20 protein-coding genes and 1 pseudogene are annotated in these 26,636 nt (G+C 41.5%); 14 read left to right on the top strand and 7 right to left on the bottom strand.

Annotation, left to right across the window (positions count from 1 at the left end):
* Window positions 1-181: 181 nt before the first annotated feature.
* Window positions 182-1,204 carry a DNA-methyltransferase gene (locus tag F8S12_RS25040; RefSeq protein ID WP_196519005.1) on the top strand — a complete coding sequence of 341 codons (1,023 nt, stop codon included), beginning with the start codon at window positions 182-184 and terminating at the stop codon, window positions 1,202-1,204.
* Between the two features lie 205 nt (window positions 1,205-1,409).
* Here the strand turns inward: F8S12_RS25040 and F8S12_RS25035 are convergent, their stop codons facing one another.
* Together F8S12_RS25035 and F8S12_RS25030 are read right to left on the bottom strand one after the other, a co-directional pair.
* Window positions 1,410-2,522 carry a hypothetical protein gene (locus F8S12_RS25035; protein WP_196519004.1) on the bottom strand — a complete coding sequence of 371 codons (1,113 nt, stop codon included), beginning with the start codon at window positions 2,520-2,522 and terminating at the stop codon, window positions 1,410-1,412.
* Window positions 2,523-2,625: 103 nt separating this feature from the next.
* Window positions 2,626-2,832 carry a hypothetical protein gene (locus F8S12_RS25030; protein ID WP_196519003.1) on the bottom strand — a complete coding sequence of 69 codons (207 nt, stop codon included), beginning with the start codon at window positions 2,830-2,832 and terminating at the stop codon, window positions 2,626-2,628.
* A 338-nt stretch (window positions 2,833-3,170) separates the two neighbouring features.
* On the opposite strand from F8S12_RS25030, the gene F8S12_RS25025 reads away from it, so the two are divergent.
* Window positions 3,171-3,800 carry a DUF4126 domain-containing protein gene (locus F8S12_RS25025; RefSeq protein WP_196519002.1) on the top strand — a complete coding sequence of 210 codons (630 nt, stop codon included), beginning with the start codon at window positions 3,171-3,173 and terminating at the stop codon, window positions 3,798-3,800.
* 338 nt (window positions 3,801-4,138) lie between these two features.
* Here the strand turns inward: F8S12_RS25025 and F8S12_RS25020 are convergent, their stop codons facing one another.
* A complete protein-coding gene (locus tag F8S12_RS25020; protein ID WP_196519001.1) occupies window positions 4,139-8,368 on the bottom strand; it encodes a chemotaxis protein CheB in 4,230 nt (1,409 codons plus the stop codon).
* A 546-nt stretch (window positions 8,369-8,914) separates the two neighbouring features.
* Between F8S12_RS25020 and F8S12_RS25015 the strand changes: the two are divergent.
* The 4 genes and pseudogenes from F8S12_RS25015 to F8S12_RS25000 all read left to right on the top strand — a co-directional run.
* Window positions 8,915-9,592 (top strand): annotated as a pseudogene (locus tag F8S12_RS25015) (glycoside hydrolase family 10 protein); the annotation flags it as partial.
* A 12-nt stretch (window positions 9,593-9,604) separates the two neighbouring features.
* Window positions 9,605-10,033 carry a DUF2358 domain-containing protein gene (locus F8S12_RS25010; protein WP_196519000.1) on the top strand — a complete coding sequence of 143 codons (429 nt, stop codon included), beginning with the start codon at window positions 9,605-9,607 and terminating at the stop codon, window positions 10,031-10,033.
* A 64-nt stretch (window positions 10,034-10,097) separates the two neighbouring features.
* Window positions 10,098-10,397: a type II toxin-antitoxin system HigB family toxin gene (locus tag F8S12_RS25005; protein ID WP_196518999.1), complete on the top strand. Its 300-nt coding sequence runs from the start codon at window positions 10,098-10,100 to the stop codon at window positions 10,395-10,397.
* Window positions 10,381-10,785 carry a helix-turn-helix domain-containing protein gene (locus F8S12_RS25000; protein ID WP_196518998.1) on the top strand — a complete coding sequence of 135 codons (405 nt, stop codon included), beginning with the start codon at window positions 10,381-10,383 and terminating at the stop codon, window positions 10,783-10,785. The genes F8S12_RS25005 and F8S12_RS25000 overlap by 17 nt, the downstream gene beginning before the upstream one ends.
* A 158-nt stretch (window positions 10,786-10,943) precedes the next feature.
* Here F8S12_RS25000 and F8S12_RS24995 read toward each other — a convergent pair whose 3' ends face one another.
* Genes F8S12_RS24995 through uvrA form a run of 3 tightly spaced genes read right to left on the bottom strand, consistent with a single transcriptional unit; the run spans window position 10,944 to window position 16,178 of the window.
* Entirely contained in the window at window positions 10,944-12,008 is a 1,065-nt protein-coding gene (locus F8S12_RS24995; protein WP_196518997.1) for a ParA family protein, read from the bottom strand.
* Complete coding sequence (locus tag F8S12_RS24990) at window positions 12,005-13,198, bottom strand: ATP-binding protein (protein ID WP_196518996.1); 1,194 nt, start codon at window positions 13,196-13,198, stop codon at window positions 12,005-12,007. Before F8S12_RS24990 ends, F8S12_RS24995 begins: the two co-directional genes overlap by 4 nt.
* A gap of 37 nt (window positions 13,199-13,235) precedes the next feature.
* The gene (gene uvrA, locus F8S12_RS24985) at window positions 13,236-16,178 is read right to left on the bottom strand and encodes an excinuclease ABC subunit UvrA (protein WP_230968253.1); all 2,943 of its coding nucleotides are present in this window, start codon (window positions 16,176-16,178) and stop codon (window positions 13,236-13,238) included.
* A gap of 1,176 nt (window positions 16,179-17,354) precedes the next feature.
* On the opposite strand from uvrA, the gene F8S12_RS24980 reads away from it, so the two are divergent.
* The 5 genes from F8S12_RS24980 to F8S12_RS24960 all read left to right on the top strand — a co-directional run bounded on the left by F8S12_RS24980 (window position 17,355) and on the right by F8S12_RS24960 (window position 23,086).
* Window positions 17,355-18,107, top strand: coding sequence for a winged helix-turn-helix domain-containing protein (locus tag F8S12_RS24980; protein WP_196518995.1), 753 nt, complete (start codon window positions 17,355-17,357; stop codon window positions 18,105-18,107).
* Between the two features lie 53 nt (window positions 18,108-18,160).
* Complete coding sequence (locus tag F8S12_RS24975; RefSeq protein ID WP_196518994.1) at window positions 18,161-19,480, top strand: sensor histidine kinase; 1,320 nt, start codon at window positions 18,161-18,163, stop codon at window positions 19,478-19,480.
* Between the two features lie 32 nt (window positions 19,481-19,512).
* The gene (gene phoU, locus F8S12_RS24970; protein WP_196518993.1) at window positions 19,513-20,181 is read left to right on the top strand and encodes a phosphate signaling complex protein PhoU; all 669 of its coding nucleotides are present in this window, start codon (window positions 19,513-19,515) and stop codon (window positions 20,179-20,181) included.
* A 470-nt stretch (window positions 20,182-20,651) separates the two neighbouring features.
* Entirely contained in the window at window positions 20,652-21,284 is a 633-nt protein-coding gene (locus F8S12_RS24965) for a Crp/Fnr family transcriptional regulator (protein WP_196518992.1), read from the top strand.
* Window positions 21,285-21,409: 125 nt separating this feature from the next.
* Entirely contained in the window at window positions 21,410-23,086 is a 1,677-nt protein-coding gene (locus F8S12_RS24960) for an iron uptake porin (RefSeq protein WP_196518991.1), read from the top strand.
* Window positions 23,087-23,480: 394 nt separating this feature from the next.
* Here F8S12_RS24960 and F8S12_RS24955 read toward each other — a convergent pair whose 3' ends face one another.
* Window positions 23,481-23,741 (bottom strand): hypothetical protein, encoded by a 261-nt coding sequence (locus F8S12_RS24955; protein WP_196518990.1) that lies wholly within the window; start codon window positions 23,739-23,741, stop codon window positions 23,481-23,483.
* A gap of 217 nt (window positions 23,742-23,958) precedes the next feature.
* Between F8S12_RS24955 and F8S12_RS41750 the strand changes: the two genes are divergently transcribed.
* The 3 genes from F8S12_RS41750 to F8S12_RS24940 all read left to right on the top strand — a co-directional run bounded on the left by F8S12_RS41750 (window position 23,959) and on the right by F8S12_RS24940 (window position 26,612).
* Window positions 23,959-24,129, top strand: a complete 171-nt coding sequence (locus F8S12_RS41750; RefSeq protein WP_196518989.1) for a hypothetical protein — start codon at window positions 23,959-23,961, stop codon at window positions 24,127-24,129.
* 404 nt (window positions 24,130-24,533) lie between these two features.
* A complete protein-coding gene (locus tag F8S12_RS24945) occupies window positions 24,534-25,118 on the top strand; it encodes a hypothetical protein (protein WP_196518988.1) in 585 nt (194 codons plus the stop codon).
* 348 nt (window positions 25,119-25,466) lie between these two features.
* Window positions 25,467-26,612, top strand: coding sequence for a hypothetical protein (locus tag F8S12_RS24940; protein ID WP_196518987.1), 1,146 nt, complete (start codon window positions 25,467-25,469; stop codon window positions 26,610-26,612).
* Window positions 26,613-26,636 lie beyond the last annotated feature (24 nt).

Raw genomic sequence — 26,636 nt, 5'->3', positions numbered from 1 at the left:
TTCCCATGCAGAGCATGGGAACGAGAGAACAATGGGAAATCGAGCTTTTTTCGACTTGTATGTACACCGTAGGCTCCTCTGCGTGAGAAAAATCATCCCACAATTATGCAACGCCGAAAACTTATGCTTCTATAGATCATACTGTTTTGGTGTAGCGTAAAATCGTACTAAAAAAGTTGACATGAGACTTAATTGTAACCCTTATTATGAAACAAGATTTGGTGCTGCTTATTTGGGAAACAGTCTGGAGTTAATGGCAAATATTCCCGACGCAAGTATTGACTTGATTTGCACGTCTCCGCCATTTGCATTAGTTCGTAAAAAGGAATACGGAAATGTTGATGCAGACCAATATGTTGAATGGTTCAAAGATTATGCGATCCAATTTTACCGTATTCTTAAACCGACAGGCTCGCTAGTTATTGATATTGGTGGCAGTTGGATTAAGGGAATGCCAGTTCGTTCTCTTTATCATTTTGAACTAGTTATTACTCTATGTAAAGCAAAAGAAAAAGGCGGACTTGGGTTTTACTTAGCACAGGAATTGTATTGGTATAATCCAGCCAAACTACCCACCCCGGCTGAATGGGTAACTGTTCGCAGAGAAAGAGTTAAAGATTCGGTCAATACAGTTTGGTGGCTGTCAAAAGAACCGCATCCTAAAGCTAATAATAGAAGAGTTTTAAAGCCTTATAGTGATGCGATGAAAAGCCTTCTCAAGAATGGGTACAAACCTAAACTCAGACCATCAGGCCATGATATTTCAAATAAGTTTGGTAACGATAGAGGAGGGGCTATACCCCCGAATATTATTGATGGAAGTTGCAGTTTAGATAAGGAAGAAATAGGTCAACAGATTCTTATAGAAGAAACTTTATTTGAAGATTTAGTCCAGCCTGTAAATGTGATTTCTGCCTCGAATACTGCTTCTAAGGATTATTACCAAAGGCGTTGCAAAGAAGAAGGTTTGAAGCCACACCCGGCAAGATTTCCTCAAGCTTTGCCAGAGTTTGTGATTAACCTTTGTACAGAACCAGGCGATATTGTTTTAGAACCTTTCGCTGGTTCTAATATGACAGGTCGAGTTGCAGAAACTTTACAAAGACGTTGGTTAGCTTTTGAGATTGATGAAGACTACATCAGAAGCTCAAAACTGAGATTTCAAGAAAATGCTCCTTTGGTTGTTGAACCTCCAACAGATTAACTTAAAAATCAGTTTAGACAGAGCTTTGAGAGATTGCCTCGTTCCCAGTCTCTGACTGGGAATGCCTACTTTTAGGCTCCGCCTTCCTGACTCGCGGCAGAGCCGCAATGATGTGCATTTCCAGCCAGAGGCTGGAAACGAGGTTTTAAAGCAGATTTAGAAGCTTTGTAAAACTGCACAAAATCAACCTCGCAGGTAATCGGTATTACGAGCATTGGTTTTTCAGTTTGCCACTAAGAACATTAAGATTGATTTGAGTAGGCCAACCTTGAGGAAGATTTGCAGAATTATATCCCCGATCGCTTAAATCCTTGATAAATTGGTTACGGATATACGTCGTATCAAAGTTACCAAGACCGTCAAAGTAAACATCAGTTAGATGAGCGGGGTCTAAAGCCATTTCACCCTTGTACACTGCACCATCATTAGAATCATCCCAGCCCCAAGGTGCATTAGCGGAATTTGTACTGCAAGTTGGTGCACCAGCGCCACACCCACCAGTAGAGTCGCCTTTGAATGTTCCCCAACTAGCAAAAGTCAACGCGGAAGAACTTGATAAAGAAGCTTCATCTAATTGATGCTGCCACACTCCACTGGGGGCAAATACATCAAGCAACAAATATTGGACGTTGCGATCGTTTCCAGAACTAGGAAGTTCGGTGGTAGTTTTAGAAGGGTAGTAAATAATCCCATCCTCATTGCTGGCTCCTTTAAAGTTCCCAGCGTTAGGCCAAGCTTTTAAGCCATGACCTTTAGCTTCCTGAGTCGTTAACGGATGCTGTGAACCGTTATAACTGCTCATGGTAAGTGTGCCATCAATATTTTGTGTACCACTTCGCAAGGGGCTACCAACTGGCGTGTAGGAGTAGAAGTCATTATGAAATACTGTTACCACGCCTTCAGGTTTGCCAAAAGTTGAACCATCTTTACGAACGATCGCTAGCAAGCCCTCTAAATCATTTTCGTGTTCTTGATCGAAGGGAATATCAGTCCAGTCTTGAGGATGAAAAAAGGAATAGGTGATGAACTTATGAGTACAAGTCTCGACCACGGAATAGTAAGCATGAGCATTCAAAGCAAATTGCTGAAGGTTATCCCAGTTATTTGTTCCTCGCCAGTCTTGATCATAATCAATCCGCGTGATATAGTCTCCACTATACTTAGTGCTATCTGTGTCTTGATAGTGAATTGGAGCATGATAAACAGCTAAATCTAGATCCGTGGGAGATTGGGCAATTCCTTTTAGCTGTGTCAAACTGCCAACTACTATTGCTATGAGTACTCCAATAGCGGCAAGAAAAACTTTTCTGAATACCATTTTTTGATCACCTTAAGATTATCCACAAAACTCAGGATAAAGGCAAATATTTAAGAATGGGTAATGGGATTGTGTATATAGAGGAGATTTAAGTTGGTGAAGTTCACAGCCTAAGTCTCAAAACCTTTCTTTTGACTTGCACCTTTGTTGCATCGACTTGCACCTTTGTTGCATTGACTTGCAACTTTGCTGCATCGACTTGCAACTTTGCTGCATCGACTTGCAACTTTGCTGCATCGACTTGCACCTTTGTTGCATTGACTTGCACCTTTGTTGCATCGACTTGCACCTTTGTTGCATCGACTTGCAAAAACCAACTTATTCTATGTTATGTAGCGGTTCTCGGTTGAAGCTCAATTTTCCATTGTTCTCTCGTTCTCTGGTTCCCATGCAAAACATGGGAATGGCTGATTAAAGGCTCTGCCTCCAGTTAGACATTGAGCCAGAGACTCAATGAATGCATTCCCAGGCGGAGCCTGGGAACGAGGAAATAGTCTCAACTTGCTCTACCTGTAGTTCCAGTTGCAGATTCCCTAATTCCATACGTAGCAGGATGAAATGTTTTAGCGAAGTTTCTTATCCTGTAAGCAAAATTGAGAGTTGTTGCTCTCATCAGTTCAAAAATCAAAGAACGACCAGGAGTAAGACTTGAATCCTACTATTGATTTCAATACTTTGTTCAATCTCCATACATTAATTGAATTCCTACTGGGAATCAGTTTAAGTGCTGCGGCTGGCTTTAGAGTATTTGTACCACTGTTGGCGTTGAGTGTGGCTTCAGTTTTTGGACATTTAGATTTGCCAACTAATTTTGATTGGGTAGAAACGCCTCAAGCTTTAATTGTATTTACAGTTGCTTGTTTGCTAGAAATTATCGGATATTACATTCCTTGGTTAGATCATCTACTAGATATTGTTGCGACACCTGCGGCAGTGATCGCCGGGACAATCGTGGCAGCATCTTTGGCTCCCGATATGAATCCATTAGTGCAATGGACGTTAGCTTTAATCGCAGGGGGTGGAAGCGCCGGGTTAACTAAGGGATTAATGAATATCTTGAGGGTAACATCTACCGGAGTTTCAGGTGGATTAACCAATCCAGTTTTGTCAACCATTGAGTTGATTATGGCAATCGGATTGTCTGTGCTGGCGATCGCTTTCCCAATCCTCGCAGGAATCCTTGTGATTGGTGTTTTAATCACAGCTATTCAAAGAATCTGGAAATTTTTCTCTAAAAAACCATCTTCTCAACCTAAGGAAACTGTCTCTCCATACTAATATTTATCGTAAATATAGCGGTTCCCTGATAAATAAATGAAGTACATATTAAAACCTCACCCTTGCTTTACCCAAAGGTAAATCTTTCCCTCTCCTTAGTAAGGAGAGGGACAGGTTTTGCGTAGCAGAACCTGGGTGAGGTTAAGCTGTACCTCGCTAGATTAGGAAACACTATAAAAGGGTTTAAGACGCCAACCATTACACGTAGCGCCAGTTTCAGTCGGGGTTTAAATCCCCGTCTGCAAATGTCTTTAATTACGAATTACGAATTACGAATTACGAATTATTTATTTGTCAGCGTAGACTTGGAACGGCTTGTCGTCATAAAAACTCAACGCTCATTCATCTGTAACTCGTCCACTCAACTTTGCAACCATCAATACCAATTGAGTCAGGTCAATCGGTTTAGCCAGATGCATTTGAAACCCAGCAGAAAGTGCTATTTGCTGCTCTTTCTCGGTGGCATAGGCAGTAATTGCTGCTGCTGGAATTTGTCCCCCGGCAAGAGGGTCAAGCTCTCTAATCTGACGAATCAGGGATAAACCATCTTCCTGTGGCATCCCAATATCTGCTAAAAGCACATTATATTTGCTAGGAAATTCAGTGAGAGCAGCGATCGCTTCCTTTGCCGATGTAACCACGACTACTTCAGCCCCGTAGTCTTCTAACATCCACTTTATTAAGTCGCGGCTGTCGGCTTGATCATCTACAGCCAGGATGGAGAGTCCTTTAAGGGTAAAAGATGGAATATTGCCATTTAATCCATCCAGAGTCCCTGACAAAAGGCTCGGCTCTAAATAACTTGGTGCAGTAATCTCCGGTGGCATTGAGCGCAGAGGTAGCGTCACGGTGAGCGTGGTTCCTTGTCCCTCGCCTGGACTCTGTGCTTGAACTGTTCCACCGTGAAGTTCTACAAGCTGACGGACGATTGACAAGCCTAATCCAAGTCCCTGACTCGTTTTGCTGCTGCTAGAATCTCCTTGGCGGAAACGATCAAATACATAGGGCAGCAAGTCTGCCGAGATGCCAATTCCTGTGTCTATGACTCGAATCTCAGCCTGATTATATACAGTTTCCAGCGTGATTTCCACTCGCCCGCCGGATGGAGTGAACTTAATAGCGTTAAATAATAAATTCCACAGAACTTGCTGTAAGCGTTCAAAATCTCCGATAACCATTGCTGAGTTCAAGTGTGAAACAATTTCAATGGTTTTCATCTCTGCGGACAATTGGACAGACTCAATGGCAGCATTTACTACAGACACTAAATTAATTAGACGAGTCTTTAAATGCAGCTTTCCACTCGTAATCCGGGAAACATCTAGCAGATCATCAATTAACTGAGCTTGCACCTTAGCACTCCGCTCCATTACTTCCCAAGCACGAGTGACTGTTGCTTTATCTAGTTCACGGGTGCGGCAGAGTTGCGCCCAGCCTAGTATAGTATTGAGCGGGTTACGAAGTTCATGGGAGAGGTTCGACAAAAATTCATCTTTAGTTCGGTTGGCGGTTTGGGCTTGTTGACGGGCTGACTGCTCTTGTGCTAAAAGCTTGGATCGCTCTAACTCAAATTGCTTGCGCTCGGTGATATCTTCAATGGCCAGCAAAATCATTTGAGCATCTCCCTCTTGAATAATTTTCCAACCATTGAGCAGCATGGTTTTTTGCCCAATCCGCTCAAAACGATGCTCTAGTTCCCAGTTTAGAATACTGGTATCGTTGGCGAGAATGTTTTCTAGGAGCGATCGCAGTCCAGGCAGGTTCCACTGACCGTTCCCTAGTTCAAAGATGAAAGATTGCGCTGTCTCTAATGGTGAAACTTGAAATGTTTCATAAAACGAGCGATTGGCTTTGTTCACCCGAAAATCAGAATCAAGCACAATTAACGGCACTTGTACCGTCTCCACAATCCCCTCAGCGTAATTCCGGGCTTGTTCTAAGATTACTGCACTGCGTTTCAGAACATCAATATCTATTAACACCAACACTACACCATCAATCTGGTTTTCTGTGGTGCGATAAGGACGGATGCGAAGGTTGTACCAATATCCCTCTTGGGTTTGGACTTCTAATTCTTTGATGCTGAGTGTGTCAAGTACCTCCAAAATTAGAGGTTCTAAGTCAGGAATATTCAGATTGGCTCTAATGTCGCTCAAGAGTCGTCCAGCATCGGCGGGAATTAAATTGAAAAGTCGCTGCGCCATTGGCGTAAAACGTCGAACGCGTAAGTCATTTGTCAATATCAAAATTGGAATATTAATACTGGCAAGCAAATTCGTGAGATCGTTGTTAACTTGATGTAATTCCAGATTTCGAGACTTAAGTTCGTCATTGGTTGTGTGGAGTTCTTCGTTAGTTGCCTGAATCTCTTCTTTGGCAGTTTCTAGCTCCTCATTGGTGCTTTGCAACTCTTCATTACTCGACAATATTTCTTCATTGGCAACTTTCAGGTCTTGATTGACATCTTCCTGCTCTTGGATCACCGTTTGCAGATAACCTTGAGTTGCAGCTCGCTCTTGCATGGCGGTTGCGAGTTGTTCCCTGAGCCGAACAATCTCACGCTTTAAGTCTCCCGGCTCTAAGCTTTCAAGATTTACCGTGCTGAAGTTGTCAGCCGTGGGTGGGGCTTCTTCAAATAAAACCAGAAAGTACAGTTCTTCGCTAGTGGGAGGCTTAAATGGAATCACTTCAAGATTAACGATTCTTGAAAGATCACCCTCTTCAATTCGTAACCCTTCGCTTCTAACTAGAATTTTTTGCTGTTGTGCCTGATAAATTGTGGCACGTAGCTCGACGAGCAAGCCCTCGCGCACCATTTTGAATAAATTGAAACTCGGTTTCCCAGGTGCAAGTTTTAGGTAGAGATCGATTTTTCCCCGAAATTGCAGCACGTCCATCTTGTCGTTGATCACCACACCCACTGGGGCATAGCGATTCAAGATCAGTTGGTCAGTTTTTCTCTCTAAATCAAACTCATGGGATGGATTTTCATTCACCTGCTTAGGTTCGTCCCGTTTTGCCATCGGATAGTTGCTGGTAACGAAGGAAAAAGTTGGACGATTTGTGGTTAGCTTCTTGGCATAGATTTTATACTTTTTGTCAATCAGAGTAAACAAGTCCGAATATTTACCTGTGCTTTCTGAAGTCCCTAGTAGCAGAAAGCCAGTCTTGTTGAGACTGTAATGAAAGACGGGCAGTATCCGTTTTTGCAACTTTTCTCCCAAATAAATCAGTACATTCCGACAGCTAATTAAATCTAAGTTGGAAAAAGGGGGGTCACTGCCCAAGTCCTGGCGAGCAAACACACACAGTTCCCTGACAGCTTTGCTAATTTGATATCCACCGCTCTGAATAGCATTAAAGAATTTGCTGCGGCACTCTGGTGAAACTTCCACCATTTGATTCTCTGCATAAATGCCTGACCTAGCTTTATCAATCGCTATCTCGCTGATGTCGGTGGCAAAAATCTGGATTGGTATCTGGGTTACTTGATCCGACAAAAACTCTAGCAGGGTGATGGCGATGGAATAGACCTCTTCGCCTGTCGAACACCCCGCCACCCAAATCCGAATTGGCAACTGTGCCGACTTGTTTTGGATGATAGTGGGAAAGACTTGCTCTTTCAACAGTTTAAATGCTTCGCGATCGCGGAAAAAATGGGTAACGTGGATCAGAATTTCTTCATAAAGCGCCTTGACTTCACTCGGATTATCTTGCAAATACTTGGCATAATCTTCCAAGTGTTCTAGTTTATACAACAGCATTCGCCTCTGCATTCGGCGATCAACGGTGTTGGACTTGTAGTGGCTAAAGTCAATACCAGTTGCCGATCGCAGCAATACAAAAATCGTCGCCAGGGCATCTTCCTCTTCGGGCAATTTCTCAGCTGTGATCAGAGGCAGTGAGCTAGAAATAAAAGGATTGCGACTGAGGTTTGCCAGTTCCTCGGCAATTTTTTGAGGTGGCAGAATAAAATCGACATTTCCTGTGGCAATAGCAGTATTAGGCATACTATCGAATTTTGCTGTGTCTTCACACTGAGCAAAAGTCACACCTCCGGCTGCCTTGATTGCATTCAGCCCCAGTGAACCGTCTCCATCGCCTCCAGATAAAACCACTGCGATCGCTTTGCATCCTCGATCCGCCGCCAAGGAAATAAAGAACGCATCGCCAGGCATATATTTCCCCTGAACTTTCTCTCGCGGCGTAAGTTGCAACACCCCTTTAGACAACATCATCTTAGTGTTAGGCGGAATAATGTAGACGTGGTTAGGTTCTACAATCACCCCGTCTTGCACTTGACTGACAGGCATTTTAGTTGATCTTGCTAAAATCTCGCTCAACAGACTCTTGTGGTCAGGGGCTAAGTGTTGAATCAGCACAAATGCCATCCCTGTATCGGTAAGCAAATGCTGGAGTAATTGCGTAAATGCTTCTAATCCACCCGCAGAGGCGGCAATGCCAACGATGGGAAATAAAGTATCTATATTGTCTCGCTGCTCTGTGTCTAACGCTTCATTAGTGGTAGATTCAGAGATAAGTTGCTGTGAGGGTTGATCATAAGTCATAGCAAAAAGTTTAGCACCGCAATAGTTTGGCAGCTAAGGTTTATATTTTAGGTTACTTTACTTATTTGCCAAGATTGTTATTATACTTATTTTCATTATAACTGACTTAAAATCTAAGTCTCCTAAATTATTTGATCTGACTATCAAAGCGTTAAGTAGTTGGACAAAAATGTTTACAGTCATTGCAAAGGTTGTGTTCGCGGAGCCTTTCGTAGAGAAGCGATCTCAACCCTTGCCATTGGTTTACGACCTTTGCGACCTTCGCAATGACATTGTGTAATTAATTTTGTCCAACTACTTATAAGTCTGACTCCTCTTCTCAAGGCTACGGTATACACACAAGTCCATCCCTTATACAACAATACAGTTTTCCTCGTTCCTGGGCTGCCGCCTGGGAATGCATTCTTGAGTCTCTGGCTCAATGTCTAACTGAAGGCAGCAGCCCCTAATCAGCCATTCCCATGCTCTGCATGGGAACGAGAGAACAATGGGAAATCGAGCTTTTTTCGACTTGTGTGTACACCGTAGCTTCTACAAGGAAATAGGCTTCAAGGTGACGATCGCTTCCCTGCATTACCCTGTGAAGGTGGTTATGATCAAGTAACTGTAGCACGTTATCATCAGCAATTTGATCACAATCCGCCCCAGAACCCCAAAGACAGACAATGGTTACAGTGGCGTGCAGATATTCTCACTGACTTCTTGGCGAGTCTCTACCGAGAGGTAAAAGCAGTGAATCCTAACTTATTGGTAGCGATCGCACCTAATATCTATGATTGGGCATTTCAGGAATATCTGCAAGACTCACCCGCATGGTTGAAGCGGGGAATAGTTGATATGATTAACCCGCAGATTTATCGCCGTGACTTTAGGAGTTACGCTGCGATCGCTGATAAACTGGTAAATCAGCAGTTTACAGATGTGACGCTGCCCAAGTTAGCACCGGGAATATTGATGAAGCTTGGCAATTATTGTATTAGTCCAGAATATCTGGTACAGGCAATTGAATACAATCGCCAACTTGGGATTCAAGGAGAAATATTCTTTTTTTACGAAGGTTTGCGCGAGAATAACAATACCCTTGCTAAAGTTTTGCGAAATGGCCTTTATGCTAAGTCTGCATCATTTCCCACTCTGTCAGATTTGAGTACGGGTAGTGTAAGTAACAAAAGGACATCTTCAATTTGGCGAGGAGTGGAAAGGTTGTTAAAAAAGATTTTTTAAGGGAAAAGGCGCGTGGAATTTAAATTGCCAGTGGAACGGGTAATTAAGACTCTAAAACAAGATTTGCCAACACTTTTTGAAAAAGATATTTCCTATTACATTTATACACAGGATATCTATTTTAAAGACCCGGTGAATACATTCCAATACAAATTTAACTATCGCATTATATTTTGGACTTTGCGATTTCACGCTCGGCTATTTTTTACCAAAATTTACTTTGATGTACATGAGGTTTATCAGTCAGATGAAGATACTATTTTAGCAAAGTGGACAGTGCGGGGAGTGTTGCGTGTTCCTTGGAAAGCTGGTTTGCTTTTTAATGGATATTCAACGTATAAACTCAACCAAGATAATTTAATATATGAACATATCGACACCTGGGATAGAAAGCCAGGGGAGATTTTAAAACAGTTTTGGCAAAGAGGAGGAGAGAACTAATTAGATATATAGTGAGTTAGAAATTTATCCAGAACAAGCAGAGAAACGCCGAAATAAGAAATTAATGCATGTCATCAGTCGGAAAAAGCTACGACAATTCTGCCAAAAACACGCTGATTGCTGTGAAGCACTTGATGACTGGTACATAACCGTTAGTAAAGCAGACTGGGCTAATTTGCTAGAAGTTCAAACTATTTATCCTCAAGCCGAAGCAGTAAGCAAGTTTATAGTTTTCAACATTAAAGGTAATAAATACCGCTTAATTGCTAGTATTAACTTTTTAAAGCAGGTCATCTATATAAAATATGTCTTAACTCATGCCGAATATGACAAAGACTCCTGGAAAAATGACCCTTACTTTTAACTCAGACATTTACAGCCAATTGCTGTCTCAACATCAACCTCGGATTATCAAGACTGAACAGGAAAACGAGAAATTTTTAGAAACTGTTGAAGAACTGCTTTCTCGTTCTAATCTGACTCCTGAAGAAGATGCTTTGTTGGAATTATTGGTAAAACTGATTGAGGATTTTGAAGATAAGCACTATCAGCTTAATTCCTCAACACCTTATTCAAGACTCTTGCATTTGATGGAAGCTAGGAGTTTGGAACAAGCTGATTTGGTAGAAATTCTGGGTTCGAGCGATATTTTTACTAAAATCATGAATGGCGAACTAGAAATCACTAAAAAACAAGCTGAGGTTTTGGGAAAGTTTTTTCATGTTGATGCAAGTTTGTTTATTTTAGAATAAGCGATCGCTTTTTGGTGGAGACAATAAATTTATATAGATATACCGACAAGTTGCGCCAGATCATTTTAGAAAGAGGTGCGATGTCTACGACAGGCTACGCCTACGCAATTTTGTTTAAATAATGAAAAATACACTTTTACGTTTGATAATAAATGGAATTATAAAATTTCCACTTGCGTTTGTTCTGCTATCTTATAAGCTAATTTCTCAAAATCACCATAAACGTTTTTCACTGCTTTAGTATGAGCGCCAATAGCACCATCAGCAGGTTTTAAGTAGAACATAGGTTTATGAGCTTCTTGAGCCATTGGCATCAGGCTTTGGTAGTTTTTAAGCAAAGCTAAACAGTTTGGATCATTTTTGATAGAGACTTGATTTGCACTAGGCTGATTTAAAACGACTTCTTGATAAACTGTTGGAATACGAGCGATCCATCGTTCATATGCTTTTACTACACGATCTAATCTTACTGAATGCTGTAAAACGACATAACCAACAGGTTGCATTGTTCCCTGAGGAAGCTGTAAATCTGATCCAAGACCTTTCTTACCTAAAGAACTTGTTTTGGCTAATCTTTCTTGCCACTCTTGACGCCAAGTTCGCAATGTAGGACCTAAGTTACGCAAGCCTTGTAGAGAAAATAAATCTGGTGCAAGAGGAACAACAACATAGTCAGCTGCAATTAGTGCTGCACGATTTATCGCACCTAAATTAGGGCCTAAATCCATCAAGATTACATTTGCATTGTGATTAACAGCTGCTTTTTGGAGAATTCTCCAAAAAGCAGAGATTACCCGGAAAGCTCGTTCCTGACCACCTCCACCCAGACAATTAGGCCACTGTGCTGAAAGCTCATCTTCAAAACCAGAAAGCGCTAAATCTCCAACTAAAAGAGCTAATGAATTTAATTCTGAAGACAAGCTTAACTGCCGTGATGACTCAGTTTCTTGAACATATTCTAAATGTGGATTATCAATATCACCAATACCCTTTAACAGGGGTTGTACACAACCAAAAACGGTGGTTGTTTGACCATTTTCTAACCAAATTTGTTCCAAGCGTTCCTCATCTAAGAAAGCAGCAGTGAGGTTAGCTTGAGGATCAAGATCAGCTGCAACTACCCGCAGCCCTAAATTTTGATACATCCATGCCAAGTGATAAACCAAGGAAGTTTTACCAACTCCTCCTTTATTATTGAAGAAAGCAATAATCTTTGTACTCATGGTTTTATCTTGAGCGTGACTAAGACATGTGCATCTTCCACGGTGAAGTCCAGAGGTGGGTTACCATTTTTTTGAAGTTGCTGCCGAGCATATTGAATTCCTATACCAAATCTCTGAACATAGCCAAGATTTTTCATGGCTTCGGCAAGGTGAGGATTTCGATAGTCTGTTATGCCTGATTGTCCAAAGTTTTGCCGATTTACTTGCCCAAAAGGGCCGCCGGGATTTTGAATTTCGATCCTGTCATTAAACCAAGTAATTCTTACTGGGGCATTAGTTCCTTCATAAGTACGGTGCATAACTGCATTTCTTCCTAATTGTTGCAAGGCAACTATTGGATAGTCAGGCTGTCGCAACTCTATTGGTTGAGCAGTGATATCTGTCGCCACTGAAATATGAACTTGAAAAGTTTCGTCTAGCATCCGCAACAAATCTGGAAGCGGGCCACCAATTTCTTTTTGATCTTTAATAGGATCTGTTAACTCGATGCCATCAATGCGAAGAAATTGAACATAGGCACTGGGAACGAATTGTCTAGGATCGTTACCCACAACTAGCACGCCCAAGATAGTTGGTTTAGGCAACAAATCAACTGTTGCAAAACGCATTGATTGAAGTTGTTGTTCAACAGTGCGTTGATTTTCTTGAAGAATATCGTTTGCCAACGCAGAAGGCAAATAAACTCGACGAAAAATTTCTAAATCAAGGTCATCTAAACTGGCTGATGATAGGGGTCGTAAATCGAAAGGCAAGTCTTTTGAGCGTCTTTTTTCAGATAAACGACGTTCTTCTTCTGCTGTAGCAGTAGCTCGACGGGGGCCAACTCTAATCCAAACACGTCCATTAAAGCGTACAGGTGGAGCATCTGATGGTTCTACAATCACTACAGCTAGTTCACAACCACCAATACTTCGCTTTTGAACAATCATTGTAGGAAAAGGCAAAATGTTGCCATCAGATCGGATAGCTGAGAGTGTAAGCAAAAACCTATCATCTATGGGAAGGTTTGCACAAATGCCATTATCATGAACCCCAATAAACAAAACTCCTGCTTTTTGGTGGTTAGGCAAGTCATTAGCAAATGCACAAATTGCCTCGCAAAGCTTACCTTTGTCAGATACCGAAGCCTTACGTTCTACCCGATCTGATTCGAGGTCATTCAGGAGAATTTCTAACTCCCGATCATTCATTGAGCTTCTCCTTTTAAAGACCCGTCAGCTTGTCTATCTATGTTTTTATAATAGTTGTATTTGCCGGATACTGCTTCAAAACCTGCTTTAAATATTGCCCAGTATAAGACCTGGGATTTTTTGCAACTTCCTCCGGTGTTCCCACAGCAATCAATTCCCCTCCTTTATCGCCACCTTCGGGGCCCAAATCTATCACCCAATCAGAACAACGAATTACATCTAAGTTATGTTCAATTACTAAAATTGAATTGCCTTTATCTACTAATCTTTGCAACACATCTAATAATTTATGGACATCGTAAAAAGATAACCCTGTTGTCGGTTCATCTATTAAATAAAGTGTCTTACCTGTAGCGCGTCGTGATAATTCTGTTGCCAATTTTACCCGTTGCGCTTCACCACCAGATAAAGTCGTTGCAGGTTGTCCTAGTTGGACATAACCCAACCCAACATCAAATAAAGTTTGCAAACGCGCGATCGCTTTGGGTATATTCTGGAAAAAGTCTAAACTTTCCTCAACTGTCATTCTCAGAACATCAGAAATAGACTTATCTTTATACTTAACCTGCAAAGTTTCGCGGTTGTATCTTGCACCTTTACAAATTTCGCATTGCACGTAAACATCCGGGAGAAAGTTCATTTCAATCACATTCACACCCTGTCCGCTACAAGCTTCACAACGTCCACCTTTAACGTTGAAAGAAAATTGTCCGGGTTTGTAACCCCTAGCTTTGGCTTCTACTGTTTGGGAAAATACATCTCGAATAGCATCGAAAATGCCTGTGTAAGTTGCAGGGTTAGAACGTGGTGTGCGTCCAATAGGGGATTGATCGATAACGATCGCTTTATCAATGGCGTTTAATCCCTGAATTTTCTCCAAATGTTTAGGTAAGGGAACTTTCTTAGTTAAATGGTGTTGCAGAGATGGGTAAAGTAATTCGTTAATCAGGGTAGATTTGCCAGAACCAGACACACCAGTTATTGCGACGAGTTTACCTAGCGGAATGTCTACATCTATATTTCTTAAATTGTTGCGATGGGCATTTTTAATTCCCAAACTGCGCCCATTTCCTTCTCGCCGTTCTGCTGGTGTAGTAATTACTCGCCTTCCTGATAAATACGCACCCGTCAAGGAATCTTCTGCTGCTAATAACGCCTGAAAATCACCTTGGGCAACAATATTTCCACCGTGAATTCCTGCACCAGGCCCAATGTCAACTATGTAATTGGCTGCACGAATTGTTTCTTCATCATGCTCAACGACAATTAATGTATTACCCAAATCGCGCAATTTAGTTAAAGTTTTCAGCAACCGTCCATTATCTCGTTGATGCAAACCAATACTCGGTTCATCTAAAACGTAGAGAACTCCTGTTAAACCAGAACCAATTTGTGTTGCTAGACGAATTCGTTGGGCTTCGCCACCAGAAAGGGTCATGGCTGGACGATCAAGGGTGAGATAATCTAAACCTACATCTAACAAAAATTGCAATCTAGCTTTGATTTCTCGGAGGACTAAATCAGCAATTTGTAACTGGCGATCGCTTAACTTGAATTGATCAATTCTCTCCCGACAATCCCGAATTGATACCCCAGTCAATTCTAAAATTCCATATTGACCTAACTTAACCGCCAAAGCTTCCGGTTTTAACCGTTTTCCCTGACAAACTTCACAAGGTTGATCAATCAAATACTGCTCTAATTTTTGCTTAATTAATTCAGAACCACCCTCATATTGTCGTTGCAAAATTGGAATAGCACCTTTAAAACTCTGCTTCCTTTGTGCCTCTGCGATTCGTTCATCTTTCTCTCCATACAGAACAATCTGCTGTTGTTCTACTGTCAGCTTGCTCCAATTTGTCTGTAATTCAAACCCATAACCCTGACCGATGCTATATAGTAATTCCAAATAATAAGAATTATCTTTTTCTGACCAAGGTGCGATCGCAGCATAAACTGGCGCTTCTGGATCAGGTATGATCAAATCTGGCGCAAATCTTCTTAAAGTCCCAATTCCATGACAGTGCGGACAAGCACCATAAGGTGAGTTAAACGAAAACAATCGCGGCGATAGTTCGTCCATAACCGCCCCATGTTCTGGACAAGCAAAGTTTTCCGAAAATACTAATTCTTCTTCTTTTTCTTGTCCGTCGTCACCAAGCAGACTCACAAGAATGGTCGCAATCCCACCCGATTGCTTGAGACACGTAGAAAGCGAATCAACTAAACGCTCTTGGATATCAGCCTTTTTCACCAAGCGGTCAATTACCACTTCGATAGTGTGGGTAAAATTTTTATCCAATTCAATCGAATCTGACAGTTCGCGTACCTCACCATTGATCCGCACACGCACAAAACCTTGGGATGCCAGACTTGACAAAAGCTTACGGTGTGTCCCCTTTTTCCCCCGGACAACGGGTGCTAGGATTTGGAAGCGGGTACGATCGCTTAATTCCATGATCCGATCGCACATCTCATCAATTGTCTGGGGTGCAATACAGCGATCGCATATCGGACAATGGGGTTCACCTGCCCGACCAAATAACAGCCGCAAATAATCGTAAATCTCTGTCACCGTACCGACGGTAGAGCGCGGGTTATGAGACGTTGATTTTTGGTCAATGGAAATTGCTGGACTTAAGCCTTCAATCGCCTCCACATCCGGCTTATCCAACTGTCCTAGAAATTGCCGGGCGTAGGCGCTGAGGGATTCCACGTAGCGACGTTGCCCTTCAGCGAAAATCGTATCAAACGCCAGGGAAGACTTACCTGAACCAGAAACGCCAGTAAACACAATCAAGCGATCGCGTGGCAATTCCAAGTCAATATTTTTCAGATTATGCTGCCTAGCACCCCGAATCCGAATGGTATTCTGGCTATTGTGGCTAGGATGTGGAAGATGCCCGTTCAAGAGAGAAGTCTGAGCGTCGATTTCCTCCGAATGGAACTTCAGGGATGCTGCTAGCTGTTTGTCTGACATATTGGGCGGCTGAGAGGGAGTTTCTTATGAAACAGTCCTTAATAATACTATCTTTAATCGCTTTATAGTAGAACAATCGTACTGTTTTAGATAGTTATTCCTCTAGATTCATGCCGCAGAGATCCCTACTCCTATCTTGCACCAATAGATAACAGGCTAAGTTCGTCGCCCCAACTACGGAAAATCAAGGTTTTCAGCCTGCCAAATCTTGCTTGTGATCAAAATCACTAATCGCACAGCAGCGATCGCCCAAGCAAAAAAACAGAGTTCAGTTCTCTGTGATATTTAGAGATAAAAGGTTTTATATAGGACTCCTATTTGATTTTTGAAAAAACTCAGTAGACCTTAATCTTCCAGAATCCTTTTGCCTGTTGCCTTTTGCCTCTTGCCTGCCTACATAAGGAAGTTCAGTAATCAAACCGGATTCCTATATGTGATGGAGAGGTTCAAATCACAGCGTCTCTATTTTTTTATAAAATATTTCTGTAATCGACAATACCAGTAATGTAGATAAAATTGTCGTAGACTTCAAAATTTAATATTATGTCTAGTCAAGAGCAAAACTCCAATCAAGCATTTAATCAAACACAGGCTAATGGAACAAAGAAAAGGAAGAAAAAACCACAACCTCCTCCAGACATAAAGAGACCAAATAAAACTGAATAAAAACCGTTTTGATTCCTGCTAGAGACTTAAACTTAACTTAAGTCTCTAAAATTTATCATGAGAAATAAATCAGCTTATTTTTCACTTGACTCTTTGCCTGTTGTAAAGCTATTTCTTTGATTGCTTGATATGAACTAATATTTGAAGTACCTTCAATAGCTTTAACTGCCAAATCTTGAACTTGTTTAAGAGCAGATTCAAATTGTTTAGAAACATCAGGACTACCCTATGCAGACATCAGAGTAGCCTTTGAATCAGCTTTTTTAACGCAGTTAAAATACTGAAATGATCAATATATGACACTATAGTCATGGTACGAATTATTCACACTAGTGTCTTTCTTTTAAGGTTAATGGTATATTTTTACTACAAACAGCAATGTGGTAATGTTACTTTTTGTAAAGGAGATATAAAAGAATTAACCCTAGTAAAAGCACAGTTGCACTAAGGATAGATAATAGAATAATCACCCTGATTGATACAAGTATAGGCTAGAGTATTGTGATATCAATGTATACCAGTGAGTTGACCAAGTATTCTGCCAGAACGGACATTGGACAAACCAGCCGTATTCTAGTAGTAGAAGATGAAGAACTAATTCAGGAAATGCTTGCTGTAGCCCTAGAAGAGGAAGGCTATGGAGTGATAGCTGCCCCCGATGGTCGGTCTGCTGTAGAGTATCTCAAAAGTTTTGAAACCAACTCAGGAGAACTTCCCTTTGATCTGATCATTCTTGATTTGATGCTGCCTCAGATCAATGGCCTAGATATTTGCCGTTTGCTACGTCATCAAGGAAACCCAGTACCAATTTTAATGCTCAGTGCTAAGGGTAGTGAAACTGACCGCGTTCTGGGGTTAGAGGTAGGAGCAGATGACTATCTGACCAAACCCTTTAGTATGCGCGAGTTAGTGGCTCGCTGTCGCGCTTTACTCCGCCGCCAACGTCTGAGTAATTTACCACAACTACCAGTATTAAAATTTAAGGATGTCACTTTGAATCCCCAAGAATGTCGTGTGCTGGTTCGTGGTCTAGAGGTGAGTCTTTCTCCCAAGGAGTTCCGCCTGCTCGAACTGTTTATGAGTTACGCGCGTCGGGTATGGTCACGGGAGCAATTGCTCGATCAAGTTTGGGGGCCAGATTTCGTCGGGGATAGTAAAACCGTAGATGTTCACATCCGTTGGTTGCGTGAAAAATTAGAGCAAGACCCCAGTCATCCTGAATATATTGTGACTGTACGAGGTTTTGGGTATAGGTTTGGATAATTAGTTGTGATAGTTGTTAGTTTTTAGTAATCACCAAGAAATTAACAACTCAAATGCTCTTATTGGGATTTTTTCTGGGTTTAGCGGTAGGCATTGGGTTTTGGGTTTGGCAACAGGTTCAACTTAACCGCTACTTGGGGCGCATAGTCCGACCGTTAACCTCACATTCTTACAAAATGGGACTGCTGTTGACTCCTGGTTTGTGGCAGGAAATAGAGATGGTGAAGCAGAAGCAACAAGATTTGCACCAGTCCTTGCAAAGTTACCAAGACCTGTTAAATTTTGCACCAGTGGGATATTTGCAGGTAGATGAGGAAAATCAACTCCTGTGGTGCAATCAACAAGCGCAGCAAATTTTGTATTTGCAAAGGTGGCAGCCAGGACAGGTGCGCTTGTTAATGGAGTTGGTACGGTCTTACGAACTCGACCATTTAATTGAGCAAACTCGTGATTGGCAAAAATCACAGGTGCGGGAGTGGGTATTTCACCCCACGTATGATAATGCCGAAGAAATATCTACAATAAAATCTTTAACTTTACGGGCATCTAGCTTGCCTTTACCCAATGGACAAGTAGGAGTCTTTTTAGAGAATCGTCAACCCTTATTAGACATAAATCAAGCACGCGATCGCTCTTTTTCTGATCTAGCGCACGAACTTAGAACACCACTAACTTCGATTCGCTTGGTTGTGGAAACTTTACAAAACCGTTTGGAGCCACCTTTAAATCGCTGGGTTAACCGCCTAATGCAGGAAGTTGATCGGCTGATTAGCTTGGTGCAAAGTTGGTTGGAACTCACCCAAATGGAAGCAAACCCAAGCACTCAATTACAAGCCAAAGCAGTGGAAGTGCGATCGCTAATTGCATCTGTTTGGGAAACACTAGAACCTCTAGTACAGCGACAAAATCTGTCTCTTGCTTATTCTGGCCCAGAAAATCTTTGGATTAAGGCAGATCCAGCCCGTATTTATCAGGTTTTTCTCAATTTGTTAGACAACAGCATTAAATACAGTCCTTCTGGTACAAGCATTTACGTCCAGGCAAAAATCCTATCACCGAATAATAGGGGCAATGCTGCTCCTGAAGTGCTTGAAATAAATCTTATTGATTCTGGAGTCGGTTTTTCTGAGGCAGATTTACCCCACGTTTTTGAGCGATTTTATCGGGGAGATAAGGCGCGGACGCATTCACCGCCAGATAATAATTCTATCGGGGCGATCGTTGGGAATGGTTTAGGTTTAGCGATCGTTCAGCAAATTCTTCTCGCCCACGGTGGTTCAATCAAAGCTATGAACCATCCAGAAACTGGTGGGGCTTGGATGCAAATTCAATTTCCTGAAGTTATGGCAAACTCCCTAAGCCAAGACTTATAGTTAAAAATATCTTCACCTTTGAGATAACAAGCGTGAAAGCTGTTTATTATAACCCAAATCCTCAAAGACCTCAACTGGCGCGCGCTATTAGGCGCTTAGAACGAGATGTATTACGCATGGGAGCTTTGGTAGAACAATCATTTCGCCTTAGCCACCAAGCATTATTTGCCCGTAACTTAACAGCAGCTGAGGAACTTCCCCGATTAGATAAAAAGATTGATCGCTTTTATAGACAAATAGAATCAGACTGTACGGCGATTATGACGCTGCAAGCACCCACGGTTCAAGATTTGCGCTGCTTGAGTGCTTTTATGCAGTTAGTGCGAGACTTAGAGCGCATTGGCGATTATGCTGAGGATTTATCTGAGATTGCAATTAAAATCTTTCCTTATGCGCCTCATCCGTCTTTACCAGAGATTGAAATCATGTCCCGTCACGCGCAGGCAATGTTAGCAACTAGCTTGGTGGCTTTGGCGGATTTCGATGAAGTTGGTGGGCGAGCTTTAAAGCACCTGGATGATACTGTAGACGATGCCTACGATCGCGTTTATCAGACTTTAGCCCAACAACGGGATGTGCCAGGCGTAGTTGAGCCAATTATACTGCTGGCACTGGCGATTCGTTGTCTGGAACGCATGGCAGATCATGCCACTAATATCGGTCAGAGGGTAGCATATATTGTTACCGGTCAACGCTCTTAATTGACGATTCAGATCAGTCCACAGGCTAAAACTACTGGCTCTACAACAGATAAAGGTTGAGGACTTAGGCTTCTACTGCAAATTTGGAAGGCTTACGCCTGCTGTACTAGTTTTAAGAAAATACTAAAATAATTAAAAATAAGTTAATTCAACATTTTACGAAAAGCTTACCTCTCCTTAAACTTGCACAATTAAAGTAATAAATAACTAAAATTCCTTTCCATTTTCTATGAAGTCCGCTTATTGGTTATAATTTGGAGCATCTGTACGAAAATGGTCAAAAGTTTTTCTCCCTGCCCCCTGCGGTCTTAATGATAAGTCTTTGACTGGACATAATATTAGTAACTAGATGCCTCAAGCTAAAAGTTGTTAATATCGGAAGATTTTGAGTTAGTTGCTATCTCTACTTTAGAATTTCTTAATAATTTCAATAGTAGAATTCCCTAATAATTATGTGGTTACGGTTAATTATGTATTCCACAACTCCTACTTCAAACTCTTCTGCCGTGTTAAATAGCTATGCTTTAAGTGGACAATTACCCCAACAATTATTTAGCCGTCGGGAAGTAATCCCACCTCTAAATGACGTAATTTGGCGTATTGAGCGCGGTGCAGTTCGTACCTTAACGTGGAGTGAAGACGGAACATTGATCACTCTTGGTTATTGGGGACTAGGGGATCTGATTGGCTATCCTTTGTCTAAAGTCAAGCCCTACCAGATTGAATGTCTGACAGGGGTGGAAGTGAGCATTGTGCCACCTCATCTGTGGCATCAAGATGTTAATGCCTTGTTGTCTCACATTCAACAGGCGGAGGATCTACTAAGCATAGTGCATCGTAAACCAATTTCACTACGTTTATGGCAATTTTTGGTGTGGTTAAGTGAAAAATTTGGACGTGACGTAGATAAAGGTAAGCTGATTGATCTGAATGTTACTCATCAGGATATTGCTGAAGTGTTAAATACAACGCGAGTAACAGTTACAAGGCTCCTACAGCATCTTGAAGAAGAAGGAATAGTATTGCGTCACAAACGTCGCATTATTTTGCGGCTACCAAATAAATTAATTGAAAATTATAATTCAGTAACATACTTAAACTGACTTGTGTTAATCGCAGAATATGAAGTATAATCATCGCTGTGATTGTGTGTAAAATCCCCGAAAGTAAAATGTCTCAAGCGTTTTACCATAATTTGGATTAATTAGGTGTGAGTGAAAGTAAAAACATGACAAAACGATTCTGGAATCTTATTAAGGTCAGTCCGGTTGTTGTAGCTGCTACATTCTTCGCTGCAAATAGCGCCTTAGCTGCTGAAGTTAACGAACAGGGAACAAGTGTTGCCCAATTATCTGAAGCTCAAGAGTCTAACAACATCGATCAGGTAACATCAGTTTCTCAATTTTCGGATGTGCAGCCCACAGATTGGGCATTTCAGGCTTTACAATCCCTAGTTGAGCGCTACGGCTGTATTGCAGGTTATCCCAACAGTACCTATCGTGGGAACCGTGCTTTGACCCGTTATGAATTTGCCGCAGGTTTGAATGCCTGTTTAGACCGGGTTAACGAACTGATTGCTACAGCGACATCTGACCTGGTAAGCAAACAAGACCTGACTACCTTACAGCGCTTACAAGAAGAGTTTGCTGCTGAACTAGCAACCCTGCGCGGTCGTGTGGATGGACTAGAAGCCCGCACTTCGGAGTTGGAAGCCAATCAGTTCTCTACTACCACTAAGTTGGTTGGGGAAGCAATATTTAACGTGTCTCAGCCTTTTGGTGAACAAAGAGCTGATACAGATACTAACTCTGACAATAACCCTGACTTAGACAGCAATACCGTTTTTGATAGCCGCGTTCGTTTGAACCTGTTCAGCAGTTTTACTGGTAAAGACCAGTTGCAAATCCGTCTGAATGCTGGCAATATCATTTCCAATGTCGGTAGTGCTGCAACTGCGACTACACCAGCTTTTGGCACTGGTACTAATATGACCCGTTTGGGTTATGACGGTAATACCACCAACAACGTTGCGATTGATAAAGTCAACTATGCCTTCAACTTTACTGATGCAGTACGTGTCAAGGTTGAAGCTACTGGTGCTGAATTATACGAAAACGTTACCAATTTTAACCCTGACTTTGCTAGCTCTGCTAGAGGTGCGCTCTCTCGTTATGGACGTTTCAGCCCTATTTATCGTCAAGGTCAAGGTGGCGCTGGTGTGACTGTCACCTTGAATCCTAATGGTCCACTTACCTTGAGTGGTGCTTATCTAGCTAGAACTGCTAACGACCCTGCAAATAATAGTGGGCTGTTAAATGGTGATAACGCCATCTTTGGTCAGTTATCTTTCAAACTCAACCAAGCCTTAAATATTGGTCTAACCTACGCCCGCACCTATCAAACTAATACTGGTAACACTGCCAACAACCTCTTCCAAGGTACAGGTAGTACTTTTGCAAATAATCCCTTTGGAGCTAACACTCGTACCGAAGCCAATAACTATGGTGTACAGGCTAGCTTCCAATTTAGTCCTACGCTGGTTCTTAGTGGTTGGGGAGGTTACACAACTGTTGATGCTAGGAGTGGTGGTAATAACGTTGGTGCAGATGCAGAAATTTGGTATTGGGCTGGCTCACTTGCTCTGAAAGACTTTGGTGGAGAAGGCAACGTCTTAGGTGTTATTTTTGGTCAACCACCCAGAGTTACTGGTGGTAGCATCAAAAATGTCGCCGCCAACACTAACTTAGATGACAATCCTTCTTATCACTTAGAGGGTCTTTACAAGTTCAGGGTTTCGGATAATATTCAAGTTACCCCTGGCTTGTTGGTAATCTTCAATCCAGAACACAACGATGCCAACGATACTATCTATGTAGGTACTCTGCGTACTACTTTCACCTTCTAAAATTGGTGATGGCAAATAAAGCTCAGAATTAGATAAACAAAAGCCCGCCTTGAGGTGGGCTTTTGTTTAGATTTTTCACTCACTTTCGTAGAAAGCTCTTTAAAACCTTACCTTAACCCTCTCCTTGCTAAGGAGCTACGATGTACACACAAGTTCTAAAAAACCTACCTAGCTTGATAAGGCTTTCCTCGTTCCCAGGCTCCGCCTGGGAACGCATTCGTTGAGTCTCTGGCTCAATATCTGACTGGAGGCAGAGCCTCTAATCAGTCATTCCCATGCAGAGCATGGGAACGAGAGAATAATGAGAAATCGAGGTTTTTAGGACTTGCGTGTACACCGTAGCCTTGCTAAGGAGAGGGAGATTAATAAATCCACATTCATGTGAAAAAATTGGCTATGTAGGATTATAATCTGATCGATTAGATATATCTTTTGGGGGGCGATCGCTACTCCAAGCCCACCACACAGAACCACAGTGGCAATAGTAGAACTCTTGCCATTTGCGACGATGGTCTTCTGTAAGCACAGGCGATCGCCGATTGAGCCAAACTTTTTTAGCATCTAGGCTACTTGATCGGCAGCTAGGACAGCAAAACTCATAGGCATGTATTGCCTTATTTGTCCATTCAGGCGCGAGGGAAGCAAAAGCGTCCATGTCGTTACAAGTGTAGTATCAATGGTTATCCAAAACTTTGAGGTTTTGAACTTGGGGGCAAAGGAATACTATAAAATCTTGCCACACTATCAAACTACTTAATCAATATTCTTATGCCTTGATCTGGTTTATTCACAAATCGCACATCAATAGAACAGCTATTTAGAAAGACTGCGAGAGCATCTTACAAATCAAAGGTTAACACGAATAATACTAAATGCCTGCTACCAATTCTATCGCCATTAATTGCGATCGCATCCGCGTCACTTGTAGGTGCAATCCTGATCTTACTCCCTGGGGCAAAGGCGATCGCAGCATACACAGCCCAGTTACCGATTATTTTACCGGGGAGTCTCGCCCATGCGCGGATTTTGCGTATGTTGAGTGATGCAACCCCAGACCAAGACAGATTAATTAAATATCTAAAAATATGACAAATTTATCCAAATATTTTTCATTGCAATATAGTATTTAACATAAATCAAATTTTATTATCAAAAGATTTTAGTCAAATCTTCTAACTCATCGTCTAAAAATATCTACAATTTTGATAAATGTTTCAAAACATTTATCATTGCCCTTAGAACTTACTTAACATAAATTATTAATGTAAGTGGCATTGATAAAAAATTGATTATCTAAACTTTATAAGATAATCAAGCAGAGCAAGAGCTACTAACTAGTTTAATAACAAAAATAAAACAAAAAAGTCAGACAGCAGACTTAAATTTGTGTATTTGATATTGTTAAGCTAACAAAATTTTATCCTAATAACTAGGAAGATTAATCCTGATGGAAGATTTGATTGATAGTGGTAGCGGTAACTCCTCCACTAGTGGCGATAGCTTGTTTATAAATACACCCTTCGCTCCCTTAAGTGAAGTTATAAGTGATAAAGACCTCTTGAATATATTCAGTGGTCTTGGTAATGGAGAAGGTAGCGGTAGTCCATTGGGTGGCAGTGGTAATAATGGGATTGATTTCTCATCTGGTGTTGATCCTTTCGCTGATGAAAATTTCTGGAATATCTTTGCAGGTGGTGTAAATCCAACCGTAGTCGGTAGTATTAGCACAACTGAGATACCGGATAATATTCAAATACCATCATTTGGTACTGGTGGAATCCCATCGTTTGGTACTGGTGGAATCCCATCGTTTGGTACTGGTGGAATCCCATCGTTTGGTACTGGCGGAATCCCATCATTTGGTACTGGTGGAATCCCATCATTTGGTACTGGCGGAATCCCATCATTTGGTACTGGTGGAATCCCATCATTTGGTACTGGTGGAATCCCATCATTTGGTACTGGTGGAATCCCATCATTTGGTACTGGTGGAATCCCATCATTTGGTACTGGTGAAATCCCGTTCGCTTAGTATAATCCTTGCGAAAATAGCAGATAAGCATAGAAGAACAATGATGAGTTCTTCAGCACATAGTATGCTAGTACAGCTTGGCGCAAATAAACATACCATTTGATAAAGCTGAAAAGTGTGCGTTATCAATTAAGTGATATGCCTTCTGCCTTGTTGTACTAGTTTACTATGTTTACCTCCGAAAGTCTTTACTAGTAAAGACTTTCGGCAATCTTTCCTGTCAGTTTGATAATGAAGGTGATTAAAGGCTTTATCAAAGAGATTTCGGGTTTAGCAAAATAATATTTAACATAACAAGTACTGAATACCTTAAAAGTTTTTAACTAATAGATAGGAGAATTAGTAATAATGGAAACATCTGCTTTCGAGACAATTAATGGTGGGGTTAACACCTTTAGTGCAGGTGGCGATAGCAACCTGTATGGCGTTAGTTCCATTACTGCCAATGGTACTATTCCAGGTGGCGGTATCAATCCCTTTGCAGGCGATGGTGGAAGCCAGCTTCAGCAGTTAATATTTAATCGTTTGAAGTTAATTCTGGGTGAAAATTTTTTCAAGGACACTGACAACGCATTGGCAGGAGGCATCAACCCCTTTGCTGGCAATGGTAGTCCTATTGTAGATACTGAAAGTTTGCTTCAGCGATCGCCTTTCGATCCTTTGAGAGAAGTCCTTGGTAACAATATACCCTTTAGTAACGGTGGCAACACATCTAATACTGGTAGTCCATCCTTTAATGAAAGCAACGCACCCGTTGGTAATGGCAACAGGAACTTTGGTAATGATAACGCAACCATTGGTAATTTTAATTCAGATTATGGCAGTAACAGTGCAACCATTGGCAACGGAAACTGGAACTTTAATGATGAGAACGCAACCATAGGTAATGGTAATTGGCTATTTGGAAAGGGTAACACAACCCTTGGTAACGGTAACTGGTATTGGGATAACGGTACTAACAACGCAACATTAGGTAATGGTAATTGGCACTTCGGCAGTAACAACGCCACCATTGGAAATGGCAACTGGGATTTCGGTAGTAATAATACAATTATTGGAAATGGTAACTGGGTTTTTACCAGTGGAAATGAAATTATTGGTAATGGCAAGTGGTTAGTAGATAGTGACAAAAATATTAGCGGTTTAGAATTATCCTCGCAAGGGATCAAGACTGATGTTAACAATCTGATTGACTCCCTCATAGGTAAAATAGGTCAGGATTTTCTGGTGTTAACAGGAGATTTTGATCTATCAAGTACCGAGACATTTAATCGGCTGATCTCTTCTAGAAGTGTTGGTATTAATGACACCGATATATCCAGCAACATTGAACGACTTTTGGGATCACTCAGCGTTATTCCAGAGAATGCGATCGCTTATCAGCCTGTGCAAAATCCTCATTCTGTCCCAGAACCCGCTTCTTCGGTATCACTGGTAGTAATGGGACTTATGTGTTTGCTGTTGTCAATGTTCAAAAAACAACAACACTCATAATATAAATTCAATCTATTGTCCTGA

The organism is Nostoc sp. WHI (genome assembly GCF_015714725.1).
In the GTDB taxonomy this organism is placed as follows: domain Bacteria; phylum Cyanobacteriota; class Cyanobacteriia; order Cyanobacteriales; family Nostocaceae; genus Nostoc.
Note: the sequence above shows the minus strand (reverse complement) of the source record. Positions and strands in the feature narration are given on the sequence as shown.

Coding starts and splice junctions, on each gene's coding strand:
- F8S12_RS25040 (WP_196519005.1), top strand. CDS start 182: ATGAGACTTAATTGTAACCCTTATTATGAAACAAGATTTGGTGCTGCT.
- F8S12_RS25035 (WP_196519004.1), bottom strand. CDS start 2,522: ATGGTATTCAGAAAAGTTTTTCTTGCCGCTATTGGAGTACTCATAGCA.
- F8S12_RS25020 (WP_196519001.1), bottom strand. CDS start 8,368: ATGACTTATGATCAACCCTCACAGCAACTTATCTCTGAATCTACCACT.
- F8S12_RS25005 (WP_196518999.1), top strand. CDS start 10,098: ATGCATGTCATCAGTCGGAAAAAGCTACGACAATTCTGCCAAAAACAC.
- F8S12_RS25000 (WP_196518998.1), top strand. CDS start 10,381: ATGACCCTTACTTTTAACTCAGACATTTACAGCCAATTGCTGTCTCAA.
- F8S12_RS24995 (WP_196518997.1), bottom strand. CDS start 12,008: ATGAGTACAAAGATTATTGCTTTCTTCAATAATAAAGGAGGAGTTGGT.
- F8S12_RS24990 (WP_196518996.1), bottom strand. CDS start 13,198: ATGAATGATCGGGAGTTAGAAATTCTCCTGAATGACCTCGAATCAGAT.
- uvrA (WP_230968253.1), bottom strand. CDS start 16,178: ATGTCAGACAAACAGCTAGCAGCATCCCTGAAGTTCCATTCGGAGGAA.
- F8S12_RS24980 (WP_196518995.1), top strand. CDS start 17,355: ATGTATACCAGTGAGTTGACCAAGTATTCTGCCAGAACGGACATTGGA.
- F8S12_RS24975 (WP_196518994.1), top strand. CDS start 18,161: ATGCTCTTATTGGGATTTTTTCTGGGTTTAGCGGTAGGCATTGGGTTT.
- F8S12_RS24965 (WP_196518992.1), top strand. CDS start 20,652: ATGTATTCCACAACTCCTACTTCAAACTCTTCTGCCGTGTTAAATAGC.
- F8S12_RS24960 (WP_196518991.1), top strand. CDS start 21,410: ATGACAAAACGATTCTGGAATCTTATTAAGGTCAGTCCGGTTGTTGTA.
- F8S12_RS24955 (WP_196518990.1), bottom strand. CDS start 23,741: ATGGACGCTTTTGCTTCCCTCGCGCCTGAATGGACAAATAAGGCAATA.
- F8S12_RS41750 (WP_196518989.1), top strand. CDS start 23,959: ATGCCTGCTACCAATTCTATCGCCATTAATTGCGATCGCATCCGCGTC.
- F8S12_RS24945 (WP_196518988.1), top strand. CDS start 24,534: ATGGAAGATTTGATTGATAGTGGTAGCGGTAACTCCTCCACTAGTGGC.
- F8S12_RS24940 (WP_196518987.1), top strand. CDS start 25,467: ATGGAAACATCTGCTTTCGAGACAATTAATGGTGGGGTTAACACCTTT.